This window comes from Aquitalea sp. (assembly GCF_030150775.1).
Classification (GTDB): domain Bacteria; phylum Pseudomonadota; class Gammaproteobacteria; order Burkholderiales; family Chromobacteriaceae; genus Aquitalea; species Aquitalea denitrificans.
The window spans coordinates 73,150-90,605 of sequence record NZ_JASLFG010000034.1 but is presented as its reverse complement, the minus strand read 5'-3'; the positions used below and the strand labels follow the sequence as shown (position 1 = coordinate 90,605).

18 protein-coding genes are annotated in these 17,456 nt (G+C 59.6%); 7 read left to right on the top strand and 11 right to left on the bottom strand.

Annotated features, from left to right (window positions below):
- Positions 1–254 precede the first annotated feature (254 nt).
- Entirely contained in the window at positions 255–1,034 is a 780-nt protein-coding gene (locus tag QVF59_RS11310; protein ID WP_159877808.1) for an enoyl-CoA hydratase, read from the bottom strand.
- 301 nt (positions 1,035–1,335) lie between these two features.
- Here QVF59_RS11310 and QVF59_RS11305 point away from each other — a divergent pair, with 301 nt between their 5' ends.
- On the top strand, positions 1,336–2,007 hold the full coding sequence (locus QVF59_RS11305) for a sulfite exporter TauE/SafE family protein (protein WP_159877810.1): 672 nt from the start codon (positions 1,336–1,338) through the stop codon (positions 2,005–2,007).
- Between the two features lie 59 nt (positions 2,008–2,066).
- Here QVF59_RS11305 and QVF59_RS11300 read toward each other — a convergent pair whose 3' ends face one another.
- Genes QVF59_RS11300 through QVF59_RS11275 form a run of 6 tightly spaced genes read right to left on the bottom strand, consistent with a single transcriptional unit; the run spans position 2,067 to position 6,148 of the window.
- The gene (locus tag QVF59_RS11300; protein WP_159877812.1) at positions 2,067–2,954 is read right to left on the bottom strand and encodes a metal ABC transporter substrate-binding protein; all 888 of its coding nucleotides are present in this window, start codon (positions 2,952–2,954) and stop codon (positions 2,067–2,069) included.
- A gap of 9 nt (positions 2,955–2,963) precedes the next feature.
- Positions 2,964–3,839, bottom strand: coding sequence for a metal ABC transporter permease (locus tag QVF59_RS11295; RefSeq protein WP_287879882.1), 876 nt, complete (start codon positions 3,837–3,839; stop codon positions 2,964–2,966).
- On the bottom strand, positions 3,839–4,582 hold the full coding sequence (locus QVF59_RS11290; RefSeq protein WP_159877816.1) for a metal ABC transporter ATP-binding protein: 744 nt from the start codon (positions 4,580–4,582) through the stop codon (positions 3,839–3,841). The genes QVF59_RS11295 and QVF59_RS11290 overlap by 1 nt, the downstream gene beginning before the upstream one ends.
- Complete coding sequence (locus QVF59_RS11285; protein ID WP_159877818.1) at positions 4,579–4,791, bottom strand: hypothetical protein; 213 nt, start codon at positions 4,789–4,791, stop codon at positions 4,579–4,581. Before QVF59_RS11285 ends, QVF59_RS11290 begins: the two co-directional genes overlap by 4 nt.
- Positions 4,792–4,799: 8 nt before the next feature.
- Complete coding sequence (locus QVF59_RS11280; RefSeq protein WP_287879878.1) at positions 4,800–5,726, bottom strand: CobW family GTP-binding protein; 927 nt, start codon at positions 5,724–5,726, stop codon at positions 4,800–4,802.
- Positions 5,714–6,148, bottom strand: coding sequence for a Fur family transcriptional regulator (locus QVF59_RS11275; RefSeq protein WP_159877820.1), 435 nt, complete (start codon positions 6,146–6,148; stop codon positions 5,714–5,716). The genes QVF59_RS11280 and QVF59_RS11275 overlap by 13 nt, the downstream gene beginning before the upstream one ends.
- Positions 6,149–6,295: 147 nt before the next feature.
- Here QVF59_RS11275 and QVF59_RS11270 point away from each other — a divergent pair, with 147 nt between their 5' ends.
- Both QVF59_RS11270 and QVF59_RS11265 read left to right on the top strand, forming a co-directional pair.
- Complete coding sequence (locus tag QVF59_RS11270) at positions 6,296–6,736, top strand: c-type cytochrome (RefSeq protein ID WP_287879875.1); 441 nt, start codon at positions 6,296–6,298, stop codon at positions 6,734–6,736.
- A 96-nt stretch (positions 6,737–6,832) separates the two neighbouring features.
- Positions 6,833–7,270, top strand: a complete 438-nt coding sequence (locus QVF59_RS11265; protein ID WP_287879874.1) for a c-type cytochrome — start codon at positions 6,833–6,835, stop codon at positions 7,268–7,270.
- Positions 7,271–7,539: 269 nt separating this feature from the next.
- On the opposite strand, the gene QVF59_RS11260 is transcribed toward QVF59_RS11265, so the two are convergent.
- Complete coding sequence (locus QVF59_RS11260; protein WP_287879872.1) at positions 7,540–8,193, bottom strand: cytochrome b/b6 domain-containing protein; 654 nt, start codon at positions 8,191–8,193, stop codon at positions 7,540–7,542.
- Between the two features lie 275 nt (positions 8,194–8,468).
- Between QVF59_RS11260 and tyrS the strand changes: the two genes are divergently transcribed.
- From tyrS to QVF59_RS11240, 4 genes are all read left to right on the top strand, one after another.
- Positions 8,469–9,746: a tyrosine--tRNA ligase gene (gene tyrS, locus QVF59_RS11255; RefSeq protein WP_287879869.1), complete on the top strand. Its 1,278-nt coding sequence runs from the start codon at positions 8,469–8,471 to the stop codon at positions 9,744–9,746.
- A gap of 69 nt (positions 9,747–9,815) precedes the next feature.
- Positions 9,816–10,772, top strand: coding sequence for an NAD(P)-dependent oxidoreductase (locus QVF59_RS11250; protein WP_287879867.1), 957 nt, complete (start codon positions 9,816–9,818; stop codon positions 10,770–10,772).
- Positions 10,766–11,554, top strand: a complete 789-nt coding sequence (locus QVF59_RS11245; RefSeq protein WP_287879865.1) for a hydroxypyruvate isomerase family protein — start codon at positions 10,766–10,768, stop codon at positions 11,552–11,554. The genes QVF59_RS11250 and QVF59_RS11245 overlap by 7 nt, the downstream gene beginning before the upstream one ends.
- Before the next feature lie 364 nt (positions 11,555–11,918).
- On the top strand, positions 11,919–13,286 hold the full coding sequence (locus QVF59_RS11240; protein ID WP_159877830.1) for a DEAD/DEAH box helicase: 1,368 nt from the start codon (positions 11,919–11,921) through the stop codon (positions 13,284–13,286).
- Between the two features lie 161 nt (positions 13,287–13,447).
- Here the strand turns inward: QVF59_RS11240 and QVF59_RS11235 are convergent, their stop codons facing one another.
- From QVF59_RS11235 to QVF59_RS11225, 3 genes are all read right to left on the bottom strand, one after another.
- Positions 13,448–13,765 (bottom strand): LysR substrate-binding domain-containing protein, encoded by a 318-nt coding sequence (locus QVF59_RS11235; protein WP_287879862.1) that lies wholly within the window; start codon positions 13,763–13,765, stop codon positions 13,448–13,450.
- A 240-nt stretch (positions 13,766–14,005) separates the two neighbouring features.
- Complete coding sequence (locus QVF59_RS11230; protein WP_287879860.1) at positions 14,006–16,114, bottom strand: efflux RND transporter periplasmic adaptor subunit; 2,109 nt, start codon at positions 16,112–16,114, stop codon at positions 14,006–14,008.
- A gap of 2 nt (positions 16,115–16,116) precedes the next feature.
- On the bottom strand, positions 16,117–17,451 hold the full coding sequence (locus QVF59_RS11225; protein WP_287879858.1) for an efflux RND transporter periplasmic adaptor subunit: 1,335 nt from the start codon (positions 17,449–17,451) through the stop codon (positions 16,117–16,119).
- Between the last annotated feature and the right edge of the window lie 5 nt (positions 17,452–17,456).

Below are 17,456 nucleotides of genomic sequence, written 5' to 3'. Positions count from 1 at the left end.
GCTTCATTGATCTATTAAAAAAACAATCAATACTTACGTTTTGATTGATAATAATTATCATCAACATGAAAATCAGACGGTACTGGCCCAAGTTCCAGTTTTCTTCCCTAAAAATTAGCAAATTGTGAATCACAACCTGCTTGGCAGATACTCCAGCCCAGGCACAGCACTGCACTTCACCAGTTGCTCCGGGCAATAAAACAGCCGGGACTCGCCCGGCTGTTTTATGGTCCAATCCCGTTGGCAGATCAGTTTCAGTCCTCGTCCGCCCAGCTTGGTGCACGCTTGCCCAGAAAGGCTGATACGCCCTCCAGCTGCTCGGCCTCACCAATCAGGGACAACAGGGCTGCACGTTCTTGTTGCAGGTGCTCCTCCAGCGTTGTGCCAACACTGGATTCAATCAGCTGGCGCGCACGCGCTACCGCCTGCGGGGCCTGATTAGCCACCTTGCCGGCCAGGCTTACCGCCATGATCTTGGCAAAACCCGGATCGACAATTTCCTCCACCAGGCCGATTTCATAGGCTTTTTCTGCATTCAGGATTTCGCCTCCCAGCAGGATGCGCTTGGCCCAGGACACCCCCACCTTGTCGGCAAGCGTCTTGCTGCCACCACCTGCCGGCAGCAAACCCACCCTGGTCTCAGGCAAACCCAGCCTGGCACCGCGCTCCACCACCATGTAGTCACACATCAGCGCGCATTCCAGCCCGCCACCCAATGCATAACCGTTGATGGCCGCTACGGTAACGCCGGAATAATTGCGCAGCGCAGCAAAAGCCGTAGCAAAGGCATCCAGCAAATCTGCCACTTCCTGCTTGCTGCCATTGCTGAACAGGTTCAAATCCGCGCCGGCACAGAAGAAGGCGTCGCCCGCTCCGGTAATCACGACGGCACGTACTGCGCTATCAGCTTGCAGATCGTTCATCAGCGCTGCCAGTTCGCGCAGGCTGGCGATGGTCCACACATTGGCGGGAGGATTATTGATGGTGATGATTGCAGACTGGCCCAGATGTTCGAGCGTCAAATACTTGGCCATGTAGTTTCCTCAGTTTCTCTGTTGGGTCGTTACACATTGCAGCTCCTGCCAGCTTGGCCTTGTTATTCAGGCCATCCCCGATCACTGACAGGAAAGAATGAGCATTCTCAGGGCAGAGCCCGCCTTTTTCCAGCGCGGATTTCCTTTCCCCCCTACTTTTTTTCTAGCTGTCCACACACAGTAATGCCAAACAGAATTTAGAAATATTTTACAATTACAATGTCACATTTTGCTTAAAAATCAGGCAAGCCGGCATATTATGCCCTCTGGTAGAATAGGGATTTAAGCAACAGGTTGTCGCATGTTAGAAACAGGTTTCTGGGTGATCTTTCTTGCTGGCCTGCTTGGCGGCGGCCATTGCATGGGCATGTGCGGCGGGATTGTGACCGCACTGACGCTGAATCTGCCTGCCGGTCAGCAACGCTGGCAGATCATGCTGTCCTACAACACCGGACGTATTCTCAGCTATGTGATGGCCGGGGTCTTGCTGGGTGGCCTGGCCGAAGCCGGCCTTACTTTGCTTAGCGCAAGACCGGCACAACTGGCTCTGCTGGTAGTAGCCAATCTGATGCTGATTGCCATGGGCCTGTACCTAGCCGGATTCTCCACTGCCATCATCTCCCTGGAAAAACTGGGGCGACCTGTGTGGGCAAGGCTGCAACCTCTGCTGTCGCGGCTGCTGCCCATCCGCCGTCCGCGGACAGCACTACTGGCAGGCATGCTATGGGGCTGGCTGCCCTGCGGACTGGTATACAGTGCCACGCTGTCGGCCCTGGCCAGCGGCAAGGCACTGCAAGGCGGCCTGCTGATGCTGGCCTTCGGCTTGGGCACGCTGCCCAATTTGTTGCTGATGGGGGTGTTTGCCGACACGCTGCGCCAGTTTATCCAGCAAAAGCCGGTACGGCTGCTGGCGGGCCTGCTGGTTGCCGGCATGGGGCTGGCCCGGCTGCTGTTGCTGGCATCCAGCCACTAAAAAAGCCGCCCCGGCAGGAGCAGGCGGCTTTCAGACTCTGGCTGTGCCAACAAAGGTCTTCAGCGCAGCGACTGCAAAACGGTTTCCACATTGTAATGGAACAGCTTGAGATAGCTGGCCGCCGGGCCATTGGGCTTGGACAGGGCATCTGCATACAATTCGCCGCCAATCTTTACCTTGGCTTCGCGGGTAAGCTGTTCCATCAGGCGCTTGTCGGTCATGTTTTCCATGAACACCGCGCTCACCTTTTCCTGCCGTACCTGCTTCACCAACTGCGCCACCCCCTTGGCCGAGGCTTCTGCCTCGGTGCTTACACCCTGGATGGCCAGCATCCTGATGCCATAACGCTCGCCAAAATAACCGAAGGCATCGTGCGAGGTCAGCATCTTGCGTTTGGCTACTGGAATGGCAGCAAACTGCTTGGCAGCCCAGTCATCTTCCTGCTTGAGCCGGGCGGAAAAATCGGCAGCACGGCGATTGTACTCATCCTTGCCTTGCGGGTCGGCCTTGATCAGTCCGGCGGTGATATTGCGGATATACACCTGCACCCGTTGCGGATCATGCCAGGCATGCGGGTCCACCACATCGTGACCATGACCCTCACCTTCCTCTGCCGGCGCCATGCGCGTCTTGATGCCCTTACCCGCCTCCACCATCACCCCCTTGTAGCCGGAAGCCTTGGTCAGACGGCCCATCCAGCCTTCCAGACCCAGACCGTTGGTGACAAACAGGCGAGAAGCCGACAGGCGCTTCACATCAGCCGGGGCCGGCTGAAACACATGGGCATCCTGATCAGGACCGACCAGCGACACCACGTCCACCCGGTCGCCACCGATTTCACGGGTCATGTCACCCACAATGCTGAAACTGGCCACCACCGGCAATTTGGCTGCCATGGCCGTGATCGGCAAACTCAGCAACAGCAGGCTCAATAGACGCTTTTTCATGCCTTCTCCTCAGGATTCAAAATGCCGCGCACGGATATAGCGCGGCAAGGCACCGCCCGCCGGAGCGAACAGCAGCGAAAACAGGTAGAACAGGCCGGCCACCAGGATGATGGCGGGGCCGGAGGGCAGCTCAAAGTGATAGGACAGCAAGAGGCCAGCCAGCCCGCTGCCAAAGGCCACACTCACCGCCATCACCAGCATGCCTTCCACGGTTTCCGACCACAGGCGGGCGGTAATGGCCGGCAGCATCATCAGGCCTACGGCCATCAGCGTACCCAGCGCCTGAAAGCCGGATACCAGGTTCAGCACCACCAGCATCAGGAAAGCCATATGCCACAGCCCGCCACGGGCACCAACCGAACGCAGGAACACCGGGTCCAGGCTTTCCAGCAACATCGGGCGATAGATGAAGGCCAGGGTAATCAGGGTGACCGACGCCACACCGCCCACCAGATACAAGGCAGCGTCGTCCACCGCCAGCACCGAACCGAACAGGATGTGCATCAGGTCCACATTGCTGCCGCTCTTCGACACCAGCAGCACGCCGATGGCCAGTGACAACAGGTAGAACGCCGCAAAGCTGGCATCTTCCTTGATACCGGCAAAGCGCGTGGCAAGGCCCGCCAGCACCGCCACCAGCACACCGGCAACAAAGCCACCCAGACTCATGGCCGGCAGGCTGAGGCCGGCCAGCATGAAGCCGACGGCAGCGCCGGGCAGCACGGCATGGCTCATGGCATCACCCATCAGGCTCATGCGGCGCATAACCAGAAACAGGCCGATGGGGCCGCTGCCCAGCGACAGCGCCAGGCAACCGGCCAGCGCCCGGCGCATGAAGGCAAAGTCCACAAAGGGAGCGATCAGTAAATCGTATAGGTGTTGCATCAGGCATTGATCCCGTCAACCTGACACACCGCGGCGCGGTCCTGCCAGTGGGCGGCGGTTTCCACCGCCCGTTTCAGATTGGCATCCGTCAGCACCTGCTCGGTGCGTCCCCAGGCCACCACCTCCCGCGCCAACAGCAGGGTATGCGGGAAATAGGCGCGCACCTGCTCGTAATCGTGCAGCACGGCGATGATGGTGCGGCCCTCTTCCTTCCAGCGCCGTACCAGTTCCAGCAGGTCGAAGGTGGTTTTGGCATCCATGGCGGTAAACGGCTCGTCCAGCAGGATCAGCCGCGCATCCTGCAACAGGATGCGGGCAAACAGCACCCGCTGGAATTGACCGCTGGACAAGGCCGAAATGGAACGCGGGGCAAAGTCGGCCAGGCCCACCTGCTCCAGTGCATCCATTGCCTGGCCAAGGCCGGCGCGGCCGACCATGCCAAACGGACCAGTGCGATGCCACAGACCGGTGGCAACCAGATCCAGCACGCTGACCGGCAGCGAGCGGTCGATCTCGGATTGCTGTGGCAAGTAGGCAATGTCCTGGCGGGCAAAGCCGTCCAGCCGAGCCTGACCGGAATCGGGCTTGAGCGCGCCTATCATGGCCTTGAGCAAGGTGCTCTTGCCCGCACCATTGGGGCCGAAGATGGCGGTGGCGTCCCCACTGGCAAAGCTGCCGCTGACGTGATGCACCGCCGGATGACGCTGATAGGACACGGTGAGGTTATCCAGTTCGACCTTCATGCCACCTCCTGCAATGCCCACAGCACCACGCCCCACAGCAAAGCCAGCAGCAGCAGGGCCAGCACCAGCCGCTGCCAGGCAGACATCGCCAGCAGGCTGACCGGTGGGCGCAGATTGGCCGCAGTCAGATGCTGATGCGGCGCGGCCGCGTGATCATGGCCATGTGAATGCGCATGCTGATCACCAGACGAAGAATGTTGATGTTTCATGTATTTGCTTACTCAAAGCAGGCTTGCAGGGCAGCCTCTATCGCGGCGTTATCCAGTGCCGGGGCAATCAGCTCGAAACGGCTGTCACGCCGCCAGGACACCTGGCTGGCACCCCACTGGCCTTCGGCCCAGTTCAGCCATACCCAGCTGTCCAGCACCTTGAACACGCCCTTGGCGCGTACCAGTCCGGGCAGCAGCTTGGGCAAATCGTCAAAGAAGTCGGTGAGTTTTTCGCCGCTGAAGGACTGCTCCGGCGGGAAGGTCCAGCCGGCGGAATCCCAGCCATTGCCGCTCTCCGCCGGAATGGCCGGACGGTAGCGTGGCTTGATGGTGACGGCGGCATCCAGCCACTGCACATTCACCAGGCCGTCACGCACCTCGGCGATGACTGACTTGGGCGGAAACAGCTTGCCGGCCTGCACGCGGAAGGCATCCATGGTTTCTACATCCGCCATATCGATCTTGTTGGCCACCAGTACATCGGCAATGGCCACCTGATCACGGTACAGCGGTTGGCGCAGATAATCCGGGCTGACGAACTGGCGCGGGTCCACCAGGGTCAGCACGGCACCCACTTCCAGTGCGTCGCCCAAGGGCTTGGCACGCAACTCGTCAATCACCCCGGCAGCATGGGCCAGGCCACTGGCCTCGATCAGCAGACGGTCCGGGCGCTCGCGCCGCAGCAGGGTGGCCACGGTGGCGGTCATCTGCGGGCCGGCCACGCAGCACAGGCAGCCACCGGCGATTTCCGCTACCGGCAGGTCGTCGTTCATCAACGCGGCACCGTCGATGCCCACTTCGCCGAATTCATTGACAATGACCGCCCATTTTTCACTGGCCGGGCGGGTGGCAATCAGATGGCGCAATGCCGTGGTCTTGCCCACGCCCAAAAAGCCGGTAAACAGATTGACGATGGTTTTTTTCATACGCGACATGCCTTGCAAAGTCCGGTCAGCATCAGGTTCTGGCTACTCAGGGAGAAGTCGGCGGCCGCAGCCACATCACGCAGGCCGGCCAGTGCCGCCATCACGTCGACTTCCTGCACCTTGCCGCAGGTTTCACACACCAGAATCATGCTTTCGTGCTGACACTCGAAATGGTCACAAACAATAAAGCCGTTCAGTGCATCAACCCGATGCAGCAAACCCTGCTCTACCAGAAAATCCAGCGCGCGATACACCGTAGGCGGTGCCGCGATGCCGCGCTCTTTTTGCAGATCGGCCAGCACCTGGTAAGCCTTGACCACACCCTGGTGGCGCAGCACCAGCTCCAGCACCTGTTTACGCAGGGCCGTCAGCTTGCAGCCACGACGCTCGCAATGCGCCTCAGCCGCCTGCAAATAATGATTGCTGTCCATAGACTGCTCCTGTCAGATGAAGTGAATGTTACTGTATAACATCACACTAACACAACCATTAACACTCAATGGGTATTGGCTGTCATCCATCCGTGCTAGCCTGCGTTATCCCCTGTAAGCAGACTGCAACCACCTGAAGGAGACTTCATGAAAACCACCCTCATGCTCAGCCTTTGCGCCCTGCTGGCCAGCCCGGCCTTTGCCGCCGACGATCCGGTCACGGCACGCCAGGCGATTTTCAAGCAGTTCAAGAAAGACGCCGCCGCCATGGGCAAGCTGGTGAAAGCTGATAACTTCAGCAAGGACGAATTCAGCAAGCTGGCCATGCATCTGGACGCCATTGCCCAGCAGCCGTGGCAGCACTTCCCGGCCGGCACCGCCAGCGGCAAGACCAGCCACGAAACCGATGCCAAAGCGGAAATCTGGAGCAAATCCGCCGACTGGAACAAGGCCGTCGATAACTTCAAGACAGAAACCGGCAAGCTGAAGCAAGTGGCAGCCAACGGCGATGCAGCCAGCATCAAGAACCAGTTTGGCGCGGTGCAGAAATCCTGTAAAAGCTGTCACGACGCCTTCCGCAAAGACTGATAGAATTTTTGATTACCCTGAAGAAGCTCATGATTTTTGCTGAACTTCTTCCGGGAAACCTCCTCACACCCCACAGCCAACACACCCTAGCCGCTTATGAAACAGACCATCACCGCCCTGCTGCTTGCAGCACTGGCCATTCCCGCCGCCATGGCCGACTCCCCGGCCGACATCCGCACTCAGAGCTTCAAGAAAATCCTGCGCGCCTTCGAGCCGATGGGCATGGTGGTGCGTGAGCGCGACCCTTACAACAAGACCAAGTTCATTGCCATGGCAGACGGCCTGAAGCAGATTGCCGCCGAACCGTTCAACCACTTCCCTGCGGGCAGCATTGACGGCAAGAGCCGCGCCAAGCCGGAAATCTGGAGCCAGCCGGCCAAGTTCCAGGCTGCGCGCGACACCTTCCTCAAGTCGGTGAATGACTTGGACAACACCGCCCACAATGGCGACCTGGCCAGCATCAAGAAGAGCTACGGCGTGGTGGCACAAAGCTGCAAGGCCTGTCATGACAGCTTCCGCGGCCCGGAAAAATGATCTGCACACGGCAGAAAACAGAAAAGCCCTGGTAACTCAGGGCTTTTCTGTTTATTGACAAACCACTCTCGCGTTCTGAAAAGAAAACGAGACTCCCTTGCAGGGCAAGGGCGGGGGGATTGGGAATAGGATGAGAAGGCTGCGCAATCTATCACTGAGTCGGAAGACCCGGCTTTGCCGGGTCCAGTACAATCGCACCAGATTACCTTATCAGCAGCCTGAAAAGCCCTGATGATTCAGGGCTTTTTCATTGCAACTAGCTGTATTAGCTACAGGCGGGTGAGCAGCAGCCAGACACCACCACAGGACAGCAACAGGGTGAGCAGCGCTACTGGCCAGCCACGGAAGTACAGCGGCGACACCTTGCCTTGCACCGGCTGGTAGCCAGTCAGCATCGGCCGCACCAGATTCTGCTTTTTCAGCACGCGGTAAGCGATGATGGCAGCCACATGCATGGCCACCAGCAGCAGGATGATGTTGAAAAACAGCTTGTGAAAGCCGGTAACCGCTTCCGACAGCCCACTGGCAATCAGCTTGGCCAGCGGCCCGTCAAAGGTGTAGCTGTCGACATCACTGGAAAACAGGCCACTGCCCACTTGCACCAGCAACACCAGCAGCAACGCCACCACCATCAGGCCACCCAGCGGATTATGGCCGGGCTGTTCTGCCTGTCCGCCACGCAGATAGCGACGGATGGTAGCCGGGCCTTTGACAAACTGGCGGAAACGCGCGGTTTCACTGCCCACTACGCCCCAGATCAGCCGGAACAGCAGCAAAGCAGCAATCGCCTCGCCACACCATACGTGGTAGTGCAGCCAGTCCCCGCCCTGCTCACCGGTAAACCACATGCCAGCAAACAACAGCACCAGGCTCCAGTGAAACAGCCGGGTTGGCGCATCCCACACCTTGATCATCTTTTCCATGCTCACACTCACCAGGCAGCACATTCAAAGGCCAGAGTGTAACCAGCGGCAGCAAGACTGCCTACTGCAGTCTGGTTAAAGACTGTGTCCCCCCGCCAAGGACAGGGGTAATCACGGGAGAATGCCGGTTTTGGATTCTGAAAATGCCGTTTTCGGGTAGAATCAGCCCTTTCGCCGCCCCTTCCTTTCCGGCCTGCCCGGATGAGAACGGCAGACGGCCAACGCACTGACAGCCCCATGTGGCACTGTTTTCACGCATTGAGTTGGAGAAAGTAATGACCCAAGCTTCACTGATCGAGGATCTGGAGGCCCGCGGCCTGATCGCGCAAACCACAGACGCCGCCGCCTTGTCCGAACTACTGGCCAAGGAACAGGTTACCCTGTATTGCGGATTCGACCCGACCGCTGACAGCCTGCACATCGGCAGCCTGGTTCCCATCCTGATGCTCAAGCGCTTCCAGCAAGCCGGCCACCGCCCCATTGCCCTGGTTGGCGGTGCCACCGGCATGATCGGCGACCCCAGCTTCAAGGCCACCGAGCGCAAGCTGAACACCCCGGACATCATCGAAGGCTGGGTGGAAAAAATCCGCGCCCAGGTATCACCCTTCCTGTCTTTTGACGGTGATAACGCCGCCATCATGGCCAACAACTACGACTGGTTTGGCGGCATGGGCGCACTGGAATTCCTGCGCGATATCGGCAAGCATTTCTCGGTCAACGCCATGATCAAGAAGGAAGCGGTACAGCAGCGCATCAGCCGCGACGACCAGGGCATTTCCTATACCGAGTTCTCCTACAGCCTGCTGCAGGGTTATGACTTTTCCGAGCTGAACCGTCGCTTGGGCTGCAAGCTGCAGATTGGCGGTTCCGACCAGTGGGGCAACATCACCGCCGGCACCGACCTTACCCGCCGCCTCAACCAGCAGCAGGTTTTTGGCCTGACCATGCCGCTGGTCACCAAATCGGACGGCACCAAGTTCGGCAAAACCGAATCCGGCACCATCTGGCTGGATGCGCGCAAAACCTCGCCTTACGCCTTCTACCAGTTCTGGCTGGGCACCGCAGATGCCGACGTGTACAAGTTCCTGCGCTACTTCAGCTTCCTGTCGGTAGCCGAAATCGCCGCCATCGAAGAGGCAGACAAGGCACGCGAGGGCAAGCCGGAAGCCCAGCGCATCCTGGCCGAACAAGTGACCGAGCTGGTACACGGCAAGGCTGCGCTGGCCGCCGCCCAGCGCATCACCCACAGCCTGTTCAGCAATGATTTGTCCAGCCTGACCGAAGACGACTTCGCCCAGCTGGCGCAGGACGGCCTGCCGCACTTTGTGCTGAACAGCGCCGACGACAGCCTGATCGACGCGGTGGCCAATGGCGGTCTGGCCAAGTCCAAGAGCGAGGCGCGCACCTTTATCCAGAGCGGCGCGGTCAGCATCAATGGCAACAAGGCAGACAGCATCGAGCATCGCTTTACTGCCGCTGACCGCCTGTTTGGCCGCTTCAGCCTGCTCAAGCGCGGCAAGAAAAACTACGCGCTGATCGAATGGCAGGCCTAAGCCCGCACTGCCCTTGATCGGGCAGCGCCAAGGCGACCCGCTTGCACACGCGACCGGGTCGCTTTTTTCATGCCATCGCCCAAGACTCGACGCTGCGGTGAGCATGCCACTAGAATTTCGCCATCCCGCTTTGTGACAAAGGCTAGCATCATGGAAAGAATCGGTTTTATCGGCCTGGGCCTGATGGGCCTGCCCATGTGCCGCCGGCTGCAGGCTGCAGGCTTCCCGCTCACTGTCTGGAACCGCTCGGCCGGCAAACTGGCCGAAGCCCGTGCCGAGGGCATGTCAGCTACCACCTCGCTGGTGGAACTGGCTACTGCCAGCGACATCCTGATGCTCTGCATTGCCGATGCCGCCGCGGTGCAAAGCGTCGTCGCCCAGTTACAGCCCGCCTTGCGTGCCGGGCAACTCCTCATCGATCTATCCAGCATCGACCCTGACACCACCCGCCGCTGTGCAGAGCAGGTCAGGCAACAGGGTGCCAGCTGGGTGGATGCCCCTGTGTCCGGCGGCGTCAAGGGTGCGGAGCAAGGCACATTGGTGATCATGGCCGGTGGCAGCGAGGCGGACATCCAGCGCGCCAGCCTGCCCTTGCAAGCCTTGTCGCAGCGCATTACCCGCATGGGCGATGTCGGCAGCGGTCAGGTCACCAAGATCTGCAATCAACTGATTGTGGCCGCCAATGCCATGCTGATTGCCGAAGCGGTGGCACTGGCCGAAAACAACGGCGTGGATGCCAGCCTGCTGGCACCGGCGCTGGCCGGTGGCTTTGCCGATTCGCTGCCGCTGCAAATCCTGGCCCCGCGCATGGCGGCGCGTCAGGCCGAGCCGGTGCAATGGAAAGTGGCTACCTTGCTGAAGGATCTGGACAACGCCGGTCAGCTATCAAAACAAAGCCAGTCGGCCACGCCGCTGGCCGCGCTGGCCAGCCAGCTGATGCGCCTGCATGCAGCACAAGGCCATGCCACGGCCGACCTCAGCAGCGTCATCAATCTGTACCAGGACCAGGAAACCAGACCATGTTGAAGCTCTGCGCCAACCTCAGCATGCTGTTCAGCCACCTGCCGTGGCCGGACCGCTTTGCCGCCGCCCGCGCCGCCGGTTTTGCCGCAGTGGAAATCCAGTTTCCCTATGAACACACGGTGGAACAGCTGCAGGAATGGCTGAGTCAGCATCAGTTGAAGCTGGTACTGATCAACGCCCCGGCCGGGGACCTGATGCAAGGAGGCACAGGGCTGGCCGGCACTCCCGGCAAGGAGGCGGAATTTGCCAGCGGCCTGCAGCAATGCCTGCATTACGCCCGGCAACTGGGTGTGGAGGCGGTCAACATCCTGCCCGGACGCCTGACCGAAGGCAGCAGCCGCCAGCAGGCACTGGACACCCTGCACGGCAACCTGCAACTGGCTGCCACCGCGCTGGCCGAACAGCATATCCGCTGCACAGTGGAGGCGATCAACCGCCATGACATGCCAGGTTTTCTGATCAGTACGGTAGATGAGTTGCAGCAACTACCCGATCACCCCAATCTTTTCTGGCAAATCGACCTTTACCATATGGCGCGCATGGAGCAACCCCTGGCGAGCCTGCTGACTGAACACTGGCCGCGCATTGGCCATTTGCAGTTTGCCGACTACCCCGGCCGTGGCGCTCCGGGCAGCGGCTCGCTGGACTTTGCCAGCTTGTTCAGTCAAATCAAGGCCCTGCCCTATGCCTTCTGGAGCGGCGCAGAATACCGTGACAATAACGGCGACATGGGCTGGCTGGCCCCGCTGCATGCCCAGCAGGTTGGTGCTGCACTGCGGGACTGAAACTTGCAGCCGGCTGCAATTTTTGATTTTTTGCCACATCTCCTGACAGGGAATCAATCACTTAGCCGGCCATTTTGCAGAAAATGCTTGCAAAGCGCTATTTTTTACCGTAGAGTGCGAACCCTTCTGATTTCCAATTTCCACCGGCAGATTCAGCAGCAGTAATGCAGCAACTGCCGGCGTGATGCTTCATCGTCCCTGACCGATATTCCAGGCTTCGTCCACGTAGTGTCTCTTTTGACTGGACTGCTGTTCGCCGCTTGCACAGGTTGGTGCCGATGACCGACAGCCTCTGAACGAGGCTGCTAACCGCCACATCTCCTGGCCAAGCGACACCGGCTCTATTCCGGTTTGAAAGGACATTATGCATTTCTCCGACCTGGGCGTAGCCCCGACCATTCTGCGCGCACTCGAAACTGCTGGTTACGACACCCCTACCGGCGTACAAGCCGAAGCCATTCCTGCTGCCATTGCTGGCCGCGACCTGCTGGTTTCCGCCCAAACCGGTAGCGGCAAGACCGCAGCCTTCCTGCTGCCGGCCCTGACCAAGCTGTCCGAACGTTCCACCGGCAAGGGCCAAGGCCCGCGCGTTCTGGTGCTGTGCCCGACCCGCGAACTGGCTCAACAGGTGGAAAAGAACGCCCTGGAATACGGCAAGGATCTGCGCTGGATGAAAACCGCCTGCCTGGTTGGCGGCGCTTCCTTCGGCTACCAGACCCGCGCCCTGTCTCGCCCGATCGACCTGATCGTGGCCACCCCGGGCCGCCTGATGGACCACATGCGTTCCGGCCGTGTTGACTTCTCCCGCCTGGAAATGCTGGTGCTGGACGAAGCCGACCGCATGCTGGACATGGGCTTCATCGAAGACATCGAAACCATCGTCAAGGCCACTCCGGAAAGCCGCCAGACCGTGCTGTTCTCCGCTACGCTGGATGGCACTGTGGGCCGCATGGCTGAAAAGATCACCCGCGAACCGCAGCGCATCGAAATTGCCCGTACCGAAACTTCGGGCGGCACCATCGAAGAACACCTGCTGTACGCGGATGACCTGAACCACAAGCATCGCCTGCTGGATCACATCCTGAAAGAATCCGGTTTTGACCAGTGCGTGATCTTCTCCGCTACCAAGGCTTACAGCGAAGAACTGGCCGACAAGCTGTCCGACCAGGGCTACTCCGCCGCCTGCCTGCATGGCGACATGCCGCAAAGCTGGCGTAACCGTACCCTGAACGACCTGCGTCGCGGTCGTATCAAGATTCTGGTGGCTACCGATGTAGCTGCACGCGGTATCGACGTCCCCACCATCACCCACGTGGTGAACTTCGACCTGCCGAAACAGGCTGAAGACTATGTTCACCGTATCGGTCGTACCGGTCGTGCCGGTCGTGACGGCACTGCCATCACCCTGGCGGAATCGAAAGAATTCCACAAGGTACGCCGCATCGAGCAATACCTGAAGCGTCAGATCACCGAAGGCGTGATCGAAGGCATGGAGCCGACCCGTCGTCCGCCGAAAGGCCCGCGTCGCAATGGCAAGCCGGGTGGCTATGGTGCCCAGGGTCAACGTCGTGGTGGTAGCGGCAATGGTAACGGTAACGGCTATGGCCGCGATCGTCGCGAAGGCGGCTATGGCCGTGGCACTGGCGGCAGCGGTAGCGGCAGCTACGACCGTCGCGGCCCCCGCTCTGCCGGCAGCGGCCAAGGCCAGCGCAGCACTCAGCGCGCCGACTAAGCACCAGGCTGTTTAGATCAGTCTCATCAAAACTACCGCTTCTACACCAGGAAGCGGTAGTTTTTTTATGTCAGCCGCATTGAGATGAAGCGATGACAAGCGCCCAGTCGGCCAGCCGTCAGCAGCAACCAGCATGCTGATTGCACAAGCAAAAGCCTGATTCAGGCAAGCACACTTATTCTTCCTGCCAATTCTTCCTGCCATCCAGCAGCTACCTGCTGCGAATAAATTTCCCCTACGGTATCGATGACAATGTCGCCCAGGGGATTCTTACGTTTACTGCGCCATGCCATGGCAGTGGCACCCACATGCAGCCGGTCGCCCAGCGGACGGATCCCCACGCCGGGTGACGCCATCATCTGCAAGGAGTCAGACACCAAAGCCAGCCCTTGCTTGCAGCCGACAAAGGCAATTTTCGCAGCCACCGAACGCACCTCATGCAAGATGCGTGGCGAAAAGCCGCTGTTGCCGCAGGCCAAAATCAGCGCATCACAGAACCAGGGCTAACCTTGCGGCAAATACAAAGTGATGGGCCGCGCCAGCACGGTCCAGACGGATCGCAAAACCGGCACCCAGCCCACCGTCCATCTTATTTCACCCGTGATTGACACCATTTCCAGCCCTTGGCTCGCCTGAATCTTGATACAGGTTAATCCTGTGGACGATAGCGTTAAACGCAATCGCCGGTCGGCTAACAGTAAACAAGTAAACAGCGGTTTCTATAATCCGGCTTCTTTACGCAGTATGGCGAGTAATTGCCGCATACCACGCTCCAGCAAGCTGTAACGCTCTGTTTGTAGTCTTGCCAGCCCGGCAAGCTCTCTTAGTGGAGCATCCTGATGCTCACACTGCTCTAACCGGACACGGAAAATGGCGGACAAGGGCTTTAGCCCATGTTCGTGCTGCTCGGTGGGAATGGGACCTCCATAACTGGAAGCCAGCAGCGGCTGATCCAGCAGTGGCAGATTAAGCCGGTCAATTGCCCCCAGACGACACCGTACGCTGCGGAATTCTCCCCCATCAGCAACAAAACGGGCGATATAGCCGGGTTTGAGACCAGACAAGGCAGCTTCATCAACAAAGGCCTCGCCTTTGACACCATGAGGACCTACCACATCCAGCAGATGCTCGCCCTCTGCAACAATGGTTTTGGCATGCAGTGCTTCACTGATATCCACGGCACGGCCAGCAAAAGGTGCGCTCAGTGTCAGCCTGGCCTGTTGTTGGCGCAAGGTATTCACTTGTTCCTGCGCAACCTGCCATTGCTTTTGCAATACCGGGCCACGCCGCTGCAACTCGGGATCAAAGGCTTGTTGTGAGACTTGCCAGGCCAGGTCACGCTCGCGGGCATTGGCCAGCGCCAGCTGCGCTTCCAGTGTTGACGATCGCAAGCGAGCCAGCACCTGGCCTGCCCTGACTTGCTGGCCATCGCGCACCAGCGTTTCCGCCACCACCCCGGAGGCCGGCGCGTACAAGCCTTGTGATTGCAGGGCACCCAGCACGGCCGGGCTGGCCACTTCCTGTTGCCAGGGTAATATCAGGACCAATAGCAGTGACAGCAAGAGTGCTGTACTGCGGCGGACTTGCCTGCACCAGTGCAATTCCTTACGGCGTTGCCACCAGATTTTCAGCTCGCTGACGATGGGACGGGCAATAAACCACCCCAGCTCCACAGCCAGCAACAGCAAGCCAACTGCCTTGAAAAACAGGTGGTAAACCAGGAAGGCAATCGACAGGAACAGTACCAGCCGATAGAGCCAGGTTGCCCAGGCAAACAGGATCAGACCCTGTTGGCGCAATTTGGGAAAGTGTTCTGGTACCGGGTCGTCCAGTCCCAGCAAGGTCTTGCGTAGCTGCCAGCGTGCCAGCGCAAAGGCACGACTGTGCAAATTGGGCAGCCCCAGGTAATCGGCGAGCAGGAAGTAGCCGTCAAAACGCATGAAGGGACTGGCATTTATGGCCAGCGTGGCAAGCCAGGTGGTGGTGGCCAGCAGAAACACACCAGCACGCAGTGGGCCATCCGGCAAAAAACTCCATAACAATGTGGCCCAGGCCGCCAGCAGCAGTTCTGCCAGCATGCCGGCTCCACCAATCAACAGGCGCTGGCGCCGCTTGTCGAGTTTCCAGGCGTCATTGGTATCGGTGTACAGCACGGGCATCATCACCAGGAAGGCAACACCCATGGCTGGAACCCGGCAACCAAAGTGGCGTGCCGCCAGTGCATGCCCCATTTCGTGCAGGATTTTGGCCAAGCTGAGTGACAGGCCAATGCCAATTGCTGCGCCAACACCGCCATAACCGGAAAATGTGTGGGTGAATTCGTCCCAACGTCGCGATACCAAGGCCAGCGCCAGCAACAATACACCGCCCATGCCCAACCAGAAGCGGGGGTGAAACAACCATGCGGTCCACGGTAGCAAGCGGTTAAGCAGGGCTTCTGGTCGTACCAGCGGAATCCGGAAAAACAGGTAGTTCTTCAGTAGCCACATGGCATGGCTGGGACGGTTGGCTTGGTGAAGCTGCCACAGCCAGTTGCTTTGCTCGGCCGTCGTTGTTTGCAATAGCTGATGGCGCGACAGGAACAGCAATACGGCATCAAGGTCTTCGCTACCCAGTTGCAGCGTGGTTTCCTGATTGACCGCCTGCAGTACGTCGGCGGCATTGCCAAGCGACCACCGCGACAGAATTTCAAAACTGGCCCAGCCCAGCTGGTAAAAGCGGTTGGCACTCGGATCGTGCAGCGTCCAGCTGGGTGAGCCATCGGACTGTGTAGGGCCCGGGTACAGGGTAAGCTCCTGGCGCAGTGCCGGCAGGACGGTGGTTTTCATGTTCACCATCCCAGCCATTGTCGTGCTGCGGTCAGTGGCCGGCGCAAAGCGTAATAAATGAGTGGCACCCAATTGCCGTAAACCCGGGCGGTTCCCATCTGGCCGAGTCTTGGCGTGCTGCCATTGACGAAGCGCGCTTGCAAGCGATAGGCCAGCAAGCCGTTTTCCACGGCTTCTGCCTTGTAGGCGACGCGGGTGATTTCAGCATCATAAGACTCGGTGGGCGAGGCATTGGGGTAGAGGGTGATCTTGTCTCCGGGTGCCACATCGATGGCTTCGGCTGCGGGTAGCCAGGCGGCCAGCTCTACATGAGCAGGATCGGCCAGGGTCATGACTTTTTCACCAAGGGTTACGGCTTTGCCCTGCCAGTCATTGCGGTCGGAAAATACCACGACCCCTGCACTGGGTGCGGTAACGTGCAGTCTTTGCAGCTCCAGACCGGTGTACTCTGCGGCGATGCTTTTTTCTTCCAGCCTGGCACGGTCCTGCGCCATGGCCAGCTTGCCCTTGTCGTCGGTCACTGCCAATTGGGCGCTGGCACGAAAGCTTTCCTGCGCGGCATCACGCTCACCGGCGGCCATGGCAAATTGACCGGCCAGCGCAGTAGCGTCCAGGTCGAACAAGGCATCCCCCGCTTTTACCTGCTGATTGGGCTGAACCTGAATCCGGTCGATGACGCCGCTAAGCGGTGCACGCAGCAATACCGGATCTTGTGGTGTGACTTCACCGCGGGCCAGTACGCTAAGCCGTATCGGCATGCAGGCCAGCAGAAGCAGAACCAGCAACACACGCCGTTGCTTGCGTCCGGGGCGCAACCATTGGCCTGCCTGCTCTCTCCAGTTGTGGCGCGGGGCAAAACGCAGCAGCGCATGTCCGTAGCCATGCGCCAACTCTTCCGCCAGCTTGCATTCGTAGTCGTTCCAGGGAATGTCCCGGACCAACAGGCAGGCACCCTGCTCGCCCAGCCGCAACCATAGTGCATGGGCTGGCAGCCAGGACTGCCACTCCTCGGCCAATGCAGGCGGAAGCGCATGGGTATCCACCCGCAGGCTGTCCGGCTTGCTACCGTCGGCCGCTGGCGTGGCTGCCAAATGCCGGAACAACCGGGACAGCCACTGCATATACGGTGCGGTGGGGTCCAGCTCGGCCAGGCCGGACAGTGCCGCAACGTGGCGGAGGGTGCCTTCCCGCCAAAATGCTGCCTGCCGGTAAGGCAACAGTTGCTGGCTTTCGTTGACAATGATGAATCCCAACTGCTCTGCGCTGATGGCATCCCGCGCACGGTGCAACAGTTGTAACAGGCCGGCTAATTCCCGGCTTCTATCCGCATGACCCATAAATG